Raw genomic sequence first — 13,561 nt, 5'->3', positions numbered from 1 at the left:
GATGAACATAAACAGGATTCTGGTCATTCGAATTGCCATTACGACAGCGATACTGATTGTTGCGCTGCTGCTCGTCCACGAGATCTGGCAACGCTACATGTACGCGCCGTGGACCCGCGACGGCAGACTTCGCGCCAACGTCATCAATATTTCGACCGACGTGTCGGGTCTCGTCAAGGAGGTTCGTGTCAGGGATAACCAGCTGGTGCACAAGGGGGACGTGCTTTTCGTGCTGGACCCGGACCGCTTCAGATACGCGCTGGACCAGGCCAACGCAGATGTGGCGCGAGCGCTGGCACAGCAGAAGCAGGCCAGCGCGCAGCTTGCTGCCAGCAACGCAGACTACCGGATGCGGCGCGATCAGGCGACCCGACGCAAGAGCTTGTCCGGCGATGTGGTGTCGGAGGAGAGCCGCTCTGATTATTCTCTTCAGGCAGAGCAGTCGTACGCGGTGCTTGATTCGGCCAATGCGGCCTTTGCCGCCGCCAGGGCCAATCTGCAGCAAGCTGTCGTGCGCCAGCAGATTGCCCAGCTCGATATGGTGCGCAGCGAAGCGCGTGCGCCGACAGACGGTTACATCGCCAATCTGGATCTTTATCCTGGAGACTTCGCGCATGCCGGTGTCGCGCGCATGGCGCTGGTCGATTCGAATTCCTTCTGGGTGTATGGCTACTTCGAGGAGACCAAAATTCAGGGCGTTCGGGTCGGAGACAAGGCGACTATCCGTTTGATGAGCGGCGACATCGAACTGGACGGTCATGTCGACAGCATCGCGAGTGCGATCGTCGATCGCGACAATCCGAGTGGAACAGGCAATCTGCTTGCGAATGTCGATCCTGTTTTCACGTGGGTACGACTCGCGCAACGCGTGCCGGTGCGGATTCATCTGGATCGTGTGCCCAGTGGCGTGCATCTGGCCATGGGCACGACGTGTACGGTGATATTGAAGCTGAGCCGGTGACGCGATCGCATCGCTGGAAAATGCCTGCGGCGAGTTCGTCCGCGCAAATGCGCCCGGCGCGTCAACTGGCGTATGCAGCGGCTGCGATTATTTTCGGGCGACCGGCGACACTACGCTTGGCCTCGCCAGCGTGTTGTTGACGCCATAAGCGACGACGCCGGAGGTCGAGCTATCGGTCGCGTTCTTCTGTAGGCGCGAGTTCGGCGCACCGGTGCTCACGCCGCCGTCCTGGTTGCCGATGCCAGGCGTGCCGTAGCCGCTGGTTGCATGGGCGGTTGCCGACACGATGGTCGGAGTTGCCAGTGTGTCGTTGACCTGCGCATAAGCGCCGCCCGACAGCGCAAGTGCCGCGCTAGCCGCGATCAATGTGCTGATTGCCTTGTTCATGATTCGTCTCTCCATAGCTGGGCTGAAGTATCGACGCAGCCGATCGCCGTCTGTTTGAGCGTGCATTGAGCAATCACCGTGGCGGCGCTCTTATCCGCACGGAGACTGGACGAAAAGAAAATGGTCTGGCTTGTTTTCTTATCGATCTATAGGGTTATTCGGATCACGAATCGATCACGAATCGATCACAAAGACACGCACGGAAAGTGGGTTCTTGCTGGGTTCGCTTGCGATTTTTGTTCTGCTTTTTTCGTCCGTCATCGACGATTCGTTAATTCAATCTAGCAAACGGCGCGTTGCTACCTGGACATCGATCGTCTCAAAGAGATGCTCATTCAGATCAACATCTTTTACTAACCACCACGTTGCCCAATGGTCAATCTTTCGGTATTGGCGATAGGCCGATGTGAAGCGCAACGTCGATGCCTTCGATCATTCTGCTGAATTCACAATCTCGCGCCAGCATGCGAGTGAGTGCTTGACCTTCCTGCCACAGGAAGCCCGATGCTCGAGGTGGATCTCAACCTCAAGAAGCTCTGTCATGCGCTGCGCAGTCCGCTTCCACCTCTAACGAACGCGCCATGCAATCAACGGACATCATCGTGAAACCTGCAGCAACCGTGCTCATGCGTGTCCGTCTGGTGGTGGTGTCGGCCCTCGCGGTGATCGCGATGGCGTTGTCGCCCGCCGCCGATTCCGTGGCCGCCGGTCAACCCGACACGGACAGCACGCTCGGCAGCGTTCATTTCGACACGTCGTGCGATGCGTCGGTCGCAGCGACATTCGATCGCGGTGTCGCGTTGCTGCACTCGTTCTGGTTCTCGGCATCGATCAATGCGTTCGACGAGGTGCTGCGACAAGATCCATCATGCGTGATGGCGGACTGGGGCATCGCAATGAGCCAGTGGAGCAACCCGTTCGTCAGCGGCCGATCGTCTCAGGCGCTGGCCGCCGGCACCGCGGCGGTGGCTCGCGCAGAAGCGTCGGGCTTCAAGACCGAGCGCGAGCGGGACTATGTGATGGCCGTGAAGCAACTGTATGACGACGCAGCCAGCGTGAGCGAACGAGACCGCACGCTTGCGTATGAAGACGCAATGGCCCGCCTCAGCGCAGCCTGGCCGGACGACATCGAGGCGCAGATCTTTTACGCGCTCGCCATCGATCAGGATGTGGATCCCGCCGACAAGACGTTCGCGCAGCGCCTGAAGGCGGGCGCCATCCTCGAGCGGGAATTCGCGCGACACCCGGACCACCCGGGCCTTGCGCACTACCTGATCCACAACTACGACACGCCGCAACTCGCATCGCGCGCGCTCGTCGCCGCGCGTCAGTATGCGCAGATCGCGCCAGCTGCGGCTCATGCGCTGCACATGCCCTCACATACGTTCACGCGGCTCGGGCTGTGGCAGGAGTCGATCGATACGAACCTCCGGTCGGCTGCTGTCGCCAGTACGGATGCGAACGCCGCGGCCGAGCAGTTGCACGCGCTGGACTACATGGTGTACGCCTATCTGCAGACCGGGCAGGATGAAGCCGCCAGCGCTGTCGTGAAGCGCATTGCACCGCTCGGTGCCCGTATTCCCGTCAATTCGCCCGGCAACGCAGCGCCGCCATCGGCAGGGTACTACGCGATGGCCGCGATTCCCGCACACTTTGCGATCGAACGCAATGCGTGGCGTGAAGCCGCTTCCTTGCAGGTACACCCGACGCCGTACCCCTGGGTCGACGCCGTCACGTATTTCGCGCGCGGGTTGGGTGCAGCACGCAGCGGACATCTCGCCGCTGCGCGGCGTGATGCCGCGCAACTGGGTGTGCTGCGCGACAAACTGGCAGCTGGCAACGATGCGTATTGGGCCGGGCAGGTGATGATCCAGCAACTGCAGATCGACGCATGGATCGCATTGGACGAAGGGAGATCCGACGCGGCACTGAGGCTGTTGCGCGATGCGGCTGAAAGAGAGGACGCGACCGAGAAGGCAGCGGTCGCACCAGGATCGCTGAAGCCCGCGCGCGAGTCGCTGGCCGAGATGCTGCTCGTGTTGCATCGGTCGGATGAAGCGTTGGATGAGTTCGAGAAAGAATTGACAAAGGAACCTAACCGCTTTCGCGCCATCTATGGAGCCGGCCAGGCGGCAACGCTGATTGGCGATCAGGCCAAAGCGCATGCGTATTACGCGATCTTGATCGACAACACCGAACGTGGCGATGCGTCCGTGCGTACCGGAATGCGTTAATGCCTCATCCGAGCGGGAATAAGTGCTATTCCTCGCCGACAGCTACCCTCCATTTCCTCCTGGGAGGACGATGCACATCGACCCGTGTGCAAGCACATCGGTACAGATGCGGCACTCCGGACTCTCGTTGAGCCGGCAGCGCCATCGCCACTTTCTATCGAGGTAAATGATGACCCAGGCTCTCAAAGGCAAAATCGCGCTCGTGACCGGCGCTTCCCGCGGCATCGGCGCTGCCATCGCGGCACGTCTCGCGCGCGATGGCGCATCCGTGATCGTTCATTACGCGTCCAGCCCGGCGCGTGCCGACGCAGTGGCCAAGGCGATCCGCGATGCGGGCGGGGAAGCGGAAACCGTCGGCGCGAATCTGGCGCAACCGGAAGGGGTGAAGACGCTCGTCAATTCGCTAAATGGTGCGTTCGGCGGCCGCTTTGATGGGCGACTCGATATCCTCGTCAACAATGCGGGCACCGTTGAATATGGCCCATTCCTCGATTCGTCGGAGACGTCGTACGACACGCACTTCAATCTGAATGTACGCGCTCCGATCGAACTCGCGAAAGATGCCGCCGCGCGGATGGTCACGACGGGCTGGGGCCGCATCATCAACGTGGGCTCCGCCTTTGGCGAGGCAGCGCCGCTGCCCGGCGTGACGCTTTACATCGCGTCGAAGTTTGCCATTCGCGGCTTTACGCGTGGCCTGTCACGTGAGCTCGGCAAGCATGGTGTGACCGTCAATGCCGTACAGCCAGGTCCGATCGACACCGAACTCGCTCCGCAGCCCGGCACTCAAGATCACGAAACGATGACGAAGCTGGCGAGCGTGGGTCGCTTCGGCAAGCCGGAAGAAATTGCCGCCGCCGTGGCCTATCTTGCGAGTCCTGAAGCGGGCTACACAACCGGGGAAAGCCTGACGGTCGACGGTGGGTGGATAGCCTGATGTAGGCTCTGATGATGATCCGAATGAGCAGTTTTTTAAGTCTGCTTGCCATTGCTGCGGGCGCACCTGGAACTTAAAGTGTCCTTTGACCTTTCATTGGAAACGAATGGGACAGGGATGAAGAATCGAAAGCACGGCGAGGGCAACGCCAAACTACGCGGCATTCGGACGGAAATTACGCGGGCAAACCGGGCGTCGACCTTCGAAAGATTGATGGCGCATGTCTCTCACGAAATCAGGCAACCCATCTCCGCGATGCTGACATCAGCCAATGCGGGTTCGCGCTGGCTTGCGGTAGATCCGCCGAACCTTGCTGAGGTGCGAAGCGCGTTGAACCGCATTGTTGAGAATGCGATCCGATCGGACGAAATCGTCAATCGAATTAGTGCTTCGCTCGTGCGACCGCCGACCTGGTCGAAAAATTTGTCAGTAGCCGAATGTATTGGCCAGGTCGTGCAGTTGCTGAGCGATGAACTGGAGAGCGAGAACATCATTCTGAGCGTATCGATGGAGGAGGCGCTGCCATCGATGAATGGTGATCGGTTGCGGCTTCAGCAGGTCCTGCTCAACCTGATGACCAGCTGTATCGAGGCGATGCGCACGACTGCCGGGCCCCGCGAGTTGACGGTGACCGCGAAGGGATGCGGCACGCAACGCGTATGTATCGAAATAATCGACACAGGGCCTCATATTGCAGCAGGAATACTCGATGGACGAGACCCGACGCAGGCTCTCATAGGTTGCGAATGGGGAATGGAACTTTTGATCTGTCATTCGATTATCGAGGCACACGGCGGCACGCTGGTTGTCAGGCGCCGCGAACGACAGGGTATGAGCTACGCGTTCGACCTTCAAAGCATGGCGGGCATACGCGACAGATGAACGCAACGAAGATCGGCCATTGTGAATGACATATAGCGCTTTTCGGTGAGCCAGTGTGCTTCGTCAGGCCGGTAAATCGTCGACGGTAAAACCGGAAAATACCTGTACTTCGACGATCTTGCCGTTCTCGATTCGAAATAATTCGGCATTGCGATAGGGTGCGCTGCCAGTCCGTCTGCACGCGTAGCGAACGAAGACCTCGTTGCCTTGCTCGAACAACTTCTCGATGCGCAAATATTCGACACTTTCGCTAGCTGGCCAGCAGCGCTCGAAATACGTGTGCTGGTCGATCCGATCGTCCTGCGGGCTGGTGAACGTAAACTGATCTGCCAGCAGCGACTGCAGTGCTACGCGATCTTTCGCCTCGTATGCAACGTAGGCGCGGCGGACGATGTCGGAAACCGAGGTGCTGGTGCTCATGGCCTTGTCCTCCCACGCGCGTTGTATTCGCACACGATACAACACAAACGCACGTGCCGGCAAACGAGCCGGGGGCGTCCGGGCGTGCCATCGACATACCTCAACGAAACGCAGCTGCGGCTTGCTTTGGCTTTGCGCTCTCGTCGTACCGATGATGTTCATCCCGGACGTCCCGCACTGTTTTTGACAGTGGGCGAGTCATGCTCGCCATCCCGGCAACTCAAACTTCGCCGGATCGCGAGGCTTACTGACCGAAGTAAATGGGCTTCATGCCATCGTTATCCAGGTGTGGCGCAACCCGCACAGGACTCGACACCGATGTGCCGTCGACACTGCCGCCATAACTTGTGTTGCCGCTCGCGGGCGCTGTCGCTGTCGCCGTCATCGCGCGAGATGCATTCACGCGTGCCTGCGCGCGCTGCACGGCATCCGGGTAGTGCACATCTTCGCCGACCGACTGGTCATAACCTGCTGCACGTAGTTGCGCGAGCTCGGCACGGACCTCTGCGCGCGTGAGTCCGGCAGCCTGTGCCGGCGTGGCCATCCCCGCAAACAGAGAAATGACCGTGACTGCGACTGCAGAAATGCCAGGGGTAAATCGGTTTTTCATAGCTTGTACGTCCAACGGTTGAGTTATGCGTATGAAGCGCGGCAGTTCATGGGTGACCACCATGTCGTGCCATCACATTTGCGAGCCCCGTCGTCATCGAGGGCACGAACGTACTTTAAGTTACGCGGTGCGTTATCCGACAACCCGGAAGAATCAAATACCTGCTCGTTCGGATCAGTTCACGAAATGCCCCTTACCCGCGGTGATGCGTACGTCTCTCCCCGGGCCTGCGCCGTCGTTTCGGCGTGGCAATCCACTCAACCGGATGCGCGAGCGCGTCTGTAGGCAGCCGGTGTAAGCCCTGTGTGGGTTTTGAATCGGCGTGTGAAGTGACTTTGATCCACGTAACCGAGGTGTGCGGCAATTTGCGTGATTGTCCAATCCGAACCGGCCAGCAGCCGTTGTGCTTCACGAAGACGCCGATTCGACACATAAGCCGTCGGGGTCACCCCTAGCGACTTGCGAAACAGTCTGACCAGTTGGGAGGCACTGAGATTCGCAACAGAGGCAAGTTCGTTGATCGTGAACTCACGGGTGAGGTTTTTTCCAATCCATTCGATCGCGTCCCTGATCCGGCGATCCGGGCCGTTGCCGGGCTGTCCCCCACACGCCTCGTCTGCAAGCAAAGCAAGCAACGCAATCACACGTCCGTGTACATACAGGTGCGCGAGTGGCCGAGGTGGCGGCGAGTAGGCGACGCATTCGGCCAATAGCGGCGTCAACTCAGCCCAGAGTCGAGGATTTCGCAAGCCTGTGAATGAACGGAATGTTGTTGGCAACTCCGCGAAGCAATCTTGCAGGTCGCTGCTTAGAGGATCGATAGAAATTACCCCGTAAGTGACGATGCCTGAACCGGTCGTTGTGCCGAGGACTTCGGATCCCGCCGGTCGAAAAGACATGAGCTGAGGCTCGCTGACAAAACATTTTCGACCAAGCCCGGCGACTTCCCGTTCATACAGGAAGCCGCCGCTGAGTTCGGCATAGAGCGTGTGATGTGGTAGCCATACATGGAGACTTGCCGGTGCTCCATCGAGCCGACGTTGCACCAATTCGACGGTTACGCCGTCGCAATGCATATGTGCCCTTGAAACAAGGTCCGCACTGTATTGCCTCATGGTCCACCATGGTTGCCGTTGACGCTCGAAGATGAAACTCTATCAAGACAGTTCGATTCGATGCTTGGTTTATACCAAATGTTGCACATTGCGTGACATCAACGAAAGCGCCCGCTTGCTAAGCTCGGACGCCAGATTGGTTCCTGCTGGTCGCCATATTTACAAACAGATATGTGACTTTTCCCGCCGGTCAAACATTGGCGTGCGCGCAGCCGGCTGCATCGCGGTACATAGCGTCTGAATCACGCTATCGGGATCTCTTTTGTTGGGTGGTATGTCATGGTCAATCTAAATCCGCTTCCGGATCTTTTGAATGAGGCACCGGCGAACGATGTTACGTGTGAGACACGTTCATCGGAGCCTGAAGCGAACCCAGCTGGCAGCATCGTGTATATCGTTGATGACGATACTGGTATCTGTGAAGCGTTCCGCTCGCTTTTTGAGTCCACGGGTCTTCGAGCTCGAACGTTTACGTCCGGAGAGGCCTTTTTGGCTAGTGATATGCCAGACGTTCCGTCGTGTCTGTTGCTAGATGTGCGTCTGCGAGGCCTCGGCGGATTTGCGATGCAGTCGAAAATGCGCGCGCAGGGTATCGCCGTGCCGGTCATTTTCATAACCGGTCACGGCGACGTGGCAATGTCAGTGCGTGCGATGAAGGCAGGGGCATTCGACTTTCTCGTGAAACCATGCCGCGAGCAGACGTTGATCGAAGCCGTGCAGGGCGCTCTGGATCTGGATGAGAAACGGATCCAGTCGCGACGTTCGCTGCAAGGGCTGGTGTCCTTATATGATTCCTTGTCGACAAGACAACGGGAGGTGATGAATCTTCTCGTTCAAGGTCTCTCCACAAGAGAGATCGCGTCAAGACTGAATCTCTGTATCGACACGGTCAAGCTGAACCGCAAGGATCTGATGATAAAGATGGAGGCGCCCACGTTGGTCCATCTGGTAAGGATAGTTATCCGGATGGCACGCGGGCAGGCAGTACAAGGTGATGGATGAAACCGCTTCGGCGATTCCCTGCGTGGAAACGGAGGCATTTGCCGCGCCTTGACACAAGGATGAGGGCCTGGGCTGCTGACCGTCGAGCACCGATCGAGCATTTTCATGAGCCGTTCTGCAATTCACGCAGATCTCACATCCCCGTAAGGTTAGGGCCATGCCGTTACCGACGGCGGCACTTACCTGAATAGAAGGGGAAACTTATGAAACGCGCAGCACAGGGGCTGTTCATCGCATCGCTGGTCTTCTCATCGTTGGCGGTTCAGGCCGCAGAGAGCACAGGGCTCACACGGGAGCAGGTTCGCGCGGATCTGATCAAGGCCGAAATGAACGGAACGTTTCCGTTCAGCAAGGTGCACTATCCGGACCCCGAATGGAACCCGTCCACAGTTTATGTGGCGACAAAGGCGGCGCGAGAAATGGATAAGGAGGCGGCCGCGAAAAGGAAAGCTGATGTTGATGCGGCATCGTACGGCGCAGCGGCCTCAGGTACGTCGGCATCAGGTTCCCGCACCGACGGCGGTACCTCCACAGCACCACAGAGCGACAAGCCGCATCCGGCGCAATGAGTATCGTTCGGCGGGCGTGGGATAGACGCCCATCTTCAGACTAAATGTGTCCAATATGCGCACGCCTCGCGAGTCCCGCCTGGCGTGGCATCATCCCTTCGATGACTGCTTTTCCTGGGCGAATGCAGGCACAGCAGAATCAATCCCAAGCCGGTGGCCTTTGAGGACAAATTCGGCAATCGACGTCGACTCCATCTTTTTCATTGCCTGAGTACGATGGACCTTGACGGTGGCTTCGCTAAGACCCAGCTTCTCAGCGATATCTCTGCTCCGTTGGCCGTCGACGATCAACGCCATTACGTCACGTTCGCGCGGCGTGAGCGATTGGTGGCAACGGGCCAATCGTTCTAACGCCCGGACTTTTTCACGTTGCTGGTGGCTCTTTTCCAGCGCTTCCGATACTGAATCAAGCAGGTCCTGTTCTCGAAATGGCTTGGCAAAGAAATCGAATGCGCCGCGCTTCATTGCCTTGACTGACATCTCGACGTCGCCATGAGCGGTCATGAAGATTACTGGCAGATGTCTATGGCTAGCGCTCAGGCGCTGCTGCAAGACAAGACCGCTTTGGCCTTTTAGCCGGACATCCATGATTGCGCAGGCAGGCGTGTCCGGCACATGTGTGGCGAGAAAGTCTTCGGCACACTCGAAGGTCGTAACGGTGAAACCGGCGGATCGTAGCAGCTGGCGCAAGGACTCTCGCATAGACTCCTCATCATCCACGACGTAGACCATCGGCACCTCGGCTGCATTCGGCACTGTATCCATCAATCCGCTTCTCCATCAGGCGTGAAAAGGTTCAGATTCCGGTGCAGTCGGCGCAACCCGCTAAAAACTGAACTTATCGGAAGCTTAGCTGAATTGGAGAAATATGGGGGCATGGAAACATCGGTGCGGCGAGGCCGCGGTTCGTCAGAGCATTGGGAGTGCCTTTTCGCATCACGTCGATCCGAAAAGATCAGGCGTGTAGCCACAGGCCTGTGCGAGCCTTGCGCGCGATGCTTCGACGTCGCGCGCAAGCCGGGACACGTCGACGTCAATCAATCGCCCTCCGCGTTTGCGGATTGCGCCCGCGACCATCACCGTGTCGACGTCCGATCGTTCGACCGCATGCACGATTGCGCCGATCGCATGGGTTACAGGGAAGACCCCTATGCTATCTGTACGCACCATGATGAGGTCTGCTTCTTTGCCTGGCGTTAGCGTGCCGATTGTCTTCTGCTGACCCACCACGGCCGCCCCGTTAACGGTTGCCGCCTGCAATACTGCCTCGACCGTAACCGCAGTCGACGCGCGGGCGTCGCCGCGCAATTGACGATAGCGCATTGCAGCACGCTGCAGTTGGAACAGTGCTCTCATTTCGCCGAACATGTCGCTGCCATACGTGGTCTGGACATCAATCCCGAGCGCTGGCTTGAAACCGTAATCGATGGCCTTCTGGTAAGCGAAGCTGTCATCGTCGAATCCGAATATGACGTCTGAGCGCGGGTTGACCGTGATGCTGGCGCCACGGTCCGCCAATAGCTTCCACGTTTCCGCTGGAATGCGCGTGCAGTGGTTGAAGATGGTTTTCGGGCCGATCAGGTCAAGATCGGCCAACTCGGCAGGAATCCGGTTGAAATCCCCGACCAGTTCGGTTAGCAGCGGAATCTCCAGTTCCCGTGCAAGTTTCCACCAGTCCAGATCAAGCTTCAGATGGCCGAATAGCCCCACTTTGACAAGCCCTTCACCGGGGTTCCATTTTGCGGCTAGTCGCCTGATGTCCTGAGGAAGATGGGAACTCCATCCCTGCTTGTCCATCGGCGAGCCAACCAGATGGAGCGCACGAATGCCCGCATCCCGAAGTGCATCGATGGACGCATCGCTATGTTCGGGGCTGCGCGTATTGTGCGCTGCGTCGACGATTGTCGTAATGCCGGCGTCAAGCGCCGCAACTGCGGTCAGCCGGGTGCTCACGTACATATCGTGCGGCCGGAATTCTGCGCCCATCTTCTCGGCTACCAGGTCAATGTACGCGAATAAATCGGTACAGTCTGGCATCAGCCGGCGCATTACCCCAAGCCATACGTGGTGGTGGGCATCGATAAAGCCGGGAAGAAGGATGCAGCCCGTTGCGTCGATGATATCGGCGCCGTGAACCTGAATATCAGGAGCGATCGCCTCGATTCGCTTGCCGCGGACAAGGATGTCGCCAATCGGCAGGTTCGGCATGCGCCCGTCCATCGTTATGATGGCGCCGCCTTTGAAAAGGGTCACGCGCTCAGTCATTGAAGTTCCAGTCTGGCAAGTATGAATCAGAGCGGCCGTCTGATGAGTTACAGGAAGATAACCTGAAGCGCTTCATCGCGGTTGTCCAATAAGACCGCCAAGAGAATCAGCCCTGGAGGTCCGTGCAATCTCATAAAGGAACGGGAGTGATGAACGGTGGGCTCTGACGGCAGTATGCGAATGGCATTTTGACAAAAGAGGGCATCCTTATATCGTGTCTCCAGAATCGAAATCTATATTACGGTGACCGTCGCTATCCAATTGATTTAAATCCAGACCGACAATCCATAAGGTTTGTCGTGTTAAAGATTTGCATGGGAAGCGAAATGAATCGGAGGCTGGAATCCGATAAATCAATATAGAGAGGAGACAAATGAAACATCATCGCTATTCGCTAGCCTGTTTAGGCCTGTTCGCCGTTCCGTTTGCGCATGCTCAAAGTTCCGTGACGCTGTATGGCCTGCTCGATACGGGTCTGGAGTACACCAATAACGCTGGTACCGGATCGCTGATCCGTCAGAGCAGCGGCAACATCAACGGCAGCCGCTTCGGTCTGCGCGGCAACGAAGATCTGGGCAGCGGCCTGAGCGCGATCTTCGTGCTCGAAGGGGGCATCACGCTCAATAACGGTAAATCGGCACAGGACGGCCGGCTGTTTGGGCGTCAGGCGTATGTCGGTCTGGGCAGTAAGGAGTACGGCACGGTGTCGTTGGGTCGTCAGTACGACGCGTTCACCGATACGCTGATTCCGCTGTCGGCCACTGCGCTTACTTTTGGCGATTCGGCGTTTGCGCACCCATTTGACAATGACGAAATGATCCACTCATTTCGCCTGAGCAACACGGTAAAGTACGTGACCCCTGCCTACCGTGGGCTGAAATTCGAAGCGCAGTACGCGTTCTCGAACAGCACAGACTTTGCCGTGAACCGCGGATACAGCGTCGGGCTGGGCTATAGCAACGGTCCATTGAGTGCAGGCATCGGCTATTTTCAGCTCGATGGTACGAAGAACACGACGATTAACAGCCCTGGCACGCTCGATATCAACGAATCGCAGGCGAACAACACCGCCGGCTTCGTGCTGGGCGCCGATGTTCAGCGGATTGCCGGCGCCGGTGTGAACTATGAAATCTGGGGAGGGAAGGTAGGCTTCGTCTATACGCACACGCAGTTCCTGGGATCGACGTCGTTCGGCTCGCGGGGCGGCTCGGTGCGCTTCGACAACTATGAGCTCAACGCCAAATTCCCTATCATGCCGCAGCTCTCATTAGGCGCGGAATACGTGTTCACCAATGGCCACGTGACCAACACGTCGACCTTCGGCTCGTCGCCCAAGTGGAATCAGTTCGGCTTGCAGACCGTGTATAGCCTTTCCAAACGCACGGATGTTTATGTCGAAGGCGTATATCAGCACGTTAGCGGCCACAACTTCACTGCGTTTATCTATAACTCGGGCGGCGCCTCATCGACCAATAACCAGGTGGTCGGCATGATGGGCATACGCGCGCGTTTCTAGTGAGGTATGTCATTCGTGTGCGTGCTAGCCACAAGATTCTTTCCGACGATATTTCGCGTCAGGCGGATCGCCCGATCGAGCCGTGTGCGTGAAGGCAGACGGTATGCCGCGGCGCGCAGGCAAAAGCGGTTGTCCATGCGACGATGCTAACCGCGAAAACGGGTTCAAACCGATCGCTTCGATCAAGCGTCGATTGCGATCTTGACCGGCGCGCGTCATTCCCGCTTCAGCGCGCGATGATCACTGCAGGCCACCGCCGCGCGATGCGGCCTGCGCGACATCGGATTGCCGCTCGCGCAGATCGCTTGCAATCCCACTGAACCTCTACCACCGCCAGGCTGTAGATCTCCAGCCGGCGCTAACTCCACTGACAGGTTGCGCTGCCGCGCCTGGCGTCCGCGTGGCTGGCCGATTACTTTTCCGGCCGCCGCGCAGTGCGCGCACGGCCGGCAGGCGCGACGTCGTGATCGCAGACCTCACCAGGGTGCACTGTGTTGCCGCGTACTCATTACGCATGGCTTGATATCAAAGAGCGCTACAATTCGCATACTGAATTGGCCGTTCTGGTAAGAAATTTGAAATATTTGGCGACAGCGCGAGTGAGTCGTAGATCGGCCGGCCAACGCATCGATTTTCCTGAACGACGCACGGCATAAATGGACC

At 58.1% G+C, this 13,561-nt stretch carries 13 protein-coding genes; 7 read left to right on the top strand and 6 right to left on the bottom strand.

The window, feature by feature from the left end:
* The first annotated feature begins 1 nt into the window (after window position 1).
* Window positions 2-961 carry an HlyD family efflux transporter periplasmic adaptor subunit gene (locus ACYVNQ_RS13880; RefSeq protein ID WP_460903070.1) on the top strand — a complete coding sequence of 320 codons (960 nt, stop codon included), beginning with the start codon at window positions 2-4 and terminating at the stop codon, window positions 959-961.
* Between the two features lie 87 nt (window positions 962-1,048).
* Here ACYVNQ_RS13880 and ACYVNQ_RS13875 read toward each other — a convergent pair whose 3' ends face one another.
* The gene (locus ACYVNQ_RS13875) at window positions 1,049-1,348 is read right to left on the bottom strand and encodes a hypothetical protein (protein WP_460903069.1); all 300 of its coding nucleotides are present in this window, start codon (window positions 1,346-1,348) and stop codon (window positions 1,049-1,051) included.
* A gap of 581 nt (window positions 1,349-1,929) precedes the next feature.
* Between ACYVNQ_RS13875 and ACYVNQ_RS13870 the strand changes: the two genes are divergently transcribed.
* The 3 genes from ACYVNQ_RS13870 (at window position 1,930) to ACYVNQ_RS13860 (ending at window position 5,401) form a co-directional block, all read left to right on the top strand.
* The gene (locus tag ACYVNQ_RS13870) at window positions 1,930-3,582 is read left to right on the top strand and encodes a hypothetical protein (protein WP_460903068.1); all 1,653 of its coding nucleotides are present in this window, start codon (window positions 1,930-1,932) and stop codon (window positions 3,580-3,582) included.
* 169 nt (window positions 3,583-3,751) lie between these two features.
* Window positions 3,752-4,519 carry an SDR family NAD(P)-dependent oxidoreductase gene (locus tag ACYVNQ_RS13865; RefSeq protein WP_460903067.1) on the top strand — a complete coding sequence of 256 codons (768 nt, stop codon included), beginning with the start codon at window positions 3,752-3,754 and terminating at the stop codon, window positions 4,517-4,519.
* Between the two features lie 117 nt (window positions 4,520-4,636).
* Window positions 4,637-5,401 carry a sensor histidine kinase gene (locus ACYVNQ_RS13860; RefSeq protein ID WP_460903066.1) on the top strand — a complete coding sequence of 255 codons (765 nt, stop codon included), beginning with the start codon at window positions 4,637-4,639 and terminating at the stop codon, window positions 5,399-5,401.
* Window positions 5,402-5,464: 63 nt separating this feature from the next.
* Here the strand turns inward: ACYVNQ_RS13860 and ACYVNQ_RS13855 are convergent, their stop codons facing one another.
* The 3 genes from ACYVNQ_RS13855 to ACYVNQ_RS13845 all read right to left on the bottom strand — a co-directional run bounded on the left by ACYVNQ_RS13855 (window position 5,465) and on the right by ACYVNQ_RS13845 (window position 7,546).
* Complete coding sequence (locus ACYVNQ_RS13855; protein ID WP_460903065.1) at window positions 5,465-5,821, bottom strand: nuclear transport factor 2 family protein; 357 nt, start codon at window positions 5,819-5,821, stop codon at window positions 5,465-5,467.
* A 244-nt stretch (window positions 5,822-6,065) separates the two neighbouring features.
* Window positions 6,066-6,494: a DUF4148 domain-containing protein gene (locus ACYVNQ_RS13850; protein ID WP_460903064.1), complete on the bottom strand. Its 429-nt coding sequence runs from the start codon at window positions 6,492-6,494 to the stop codon at window positions 6,066-6,068.
* Between the two features lie 194 nt (window positions 6,495-6,688).
* Window positions 6,689-7,546, bottom strand: coding sequence for a helix-turn-helix domain-containing protein (locus ACYVNQ_RS13845; RefSeq protein WP_460903063.1), 858 nt, complete (start codon window positions 7,544-7,546; stop codon window positions 6,689-6,691).
* 279 nt (window positions 7,547-7,825) lie between these two features.
* On the opposite strand from ACYVNQ_RS13845, the gene ACYVNQ_RS13840 reads away from it, so the two are divergent.
* Window positions 7,826-8,548, top strand: coding sequence for a response regulator transcription factor (locus tag ACYVNQ_RS13840; RefSeq protein WP_460903062.1), 723 nt, complete (start codon window positions 7,826-7,828; stop codon window positions 8,546-8,548).
* A 203-nt stretch (window positions 8,549-8,751) separates the two neighbouring features.
* Window positions 8,752-9,117: a DUF4148 domain-containing protein gene (locus ACYVNQ_RS13835; RefSeq protein ID WP_460903061.1), complete on the top strand. Its 366-nt coding sequence runs from the start codon at window positions 8,752-8,754 to the stop codon at window positions 9,115-9,117.
* Between the two features lie 90 nt (window positions 9,118-9,207).
* Here the strand turns inward: ACYVNQ_RS13835 and ACYVNQ_RS13830 are convergent, their stop codons facing one another.
* On the bottom strand, window positions 9,208-9,882 hold the full coding sequence (locus tag ACYVNQ_RS13830; protein ID WP_460903060.1) for a response regulator transcription factor: 675 nt from the start codon (window positions 9,880-9,882) through the stop codon (window positions 9,208-9,210).
* 171 nt (window positions 9,883-10,053) lie between these two features.
* Window positions 10,054-11,382, bottom strand: a complete 1,329-nt coding sequence (locus tag ACYVNQ_RS13825) for an amidohydrolase family protein (protein ID WP_460903059.1) — start codon at window positions 11,380-11,382, stop codon at window positions 10,054-10,056.
* A 373-nt stretch (window positions 11,383-11,755) separates the two neighbouring features.
* Here ACYVNQ_RS13825 and ACYVNQ_RS13820 point away from each other — a divergent pair, with 373 nt between their 5' ends.
* Window positions 11,756-12,898: a porin gene (locus ACYVNQ_RS13820; RefSeq protein ID WP_460903058.1), complete on the top strand. Its 1,143-nt coding sequence runs from the start codon at window positions 11,756-11,758 to the stop codon at window positions 12,896-12,898.
* Window positions 12,899-13,561: the final 663 nt, after the last annotated feature.

This window comes from Paraburkholderia jirisanensis (genome assembly GCF_054782355.1).
The sequence above is the reverse complement of the archived record's forward strand: the minus strand, read 5'-3'. Positions and strand labels throughout refer to the sequence as shown.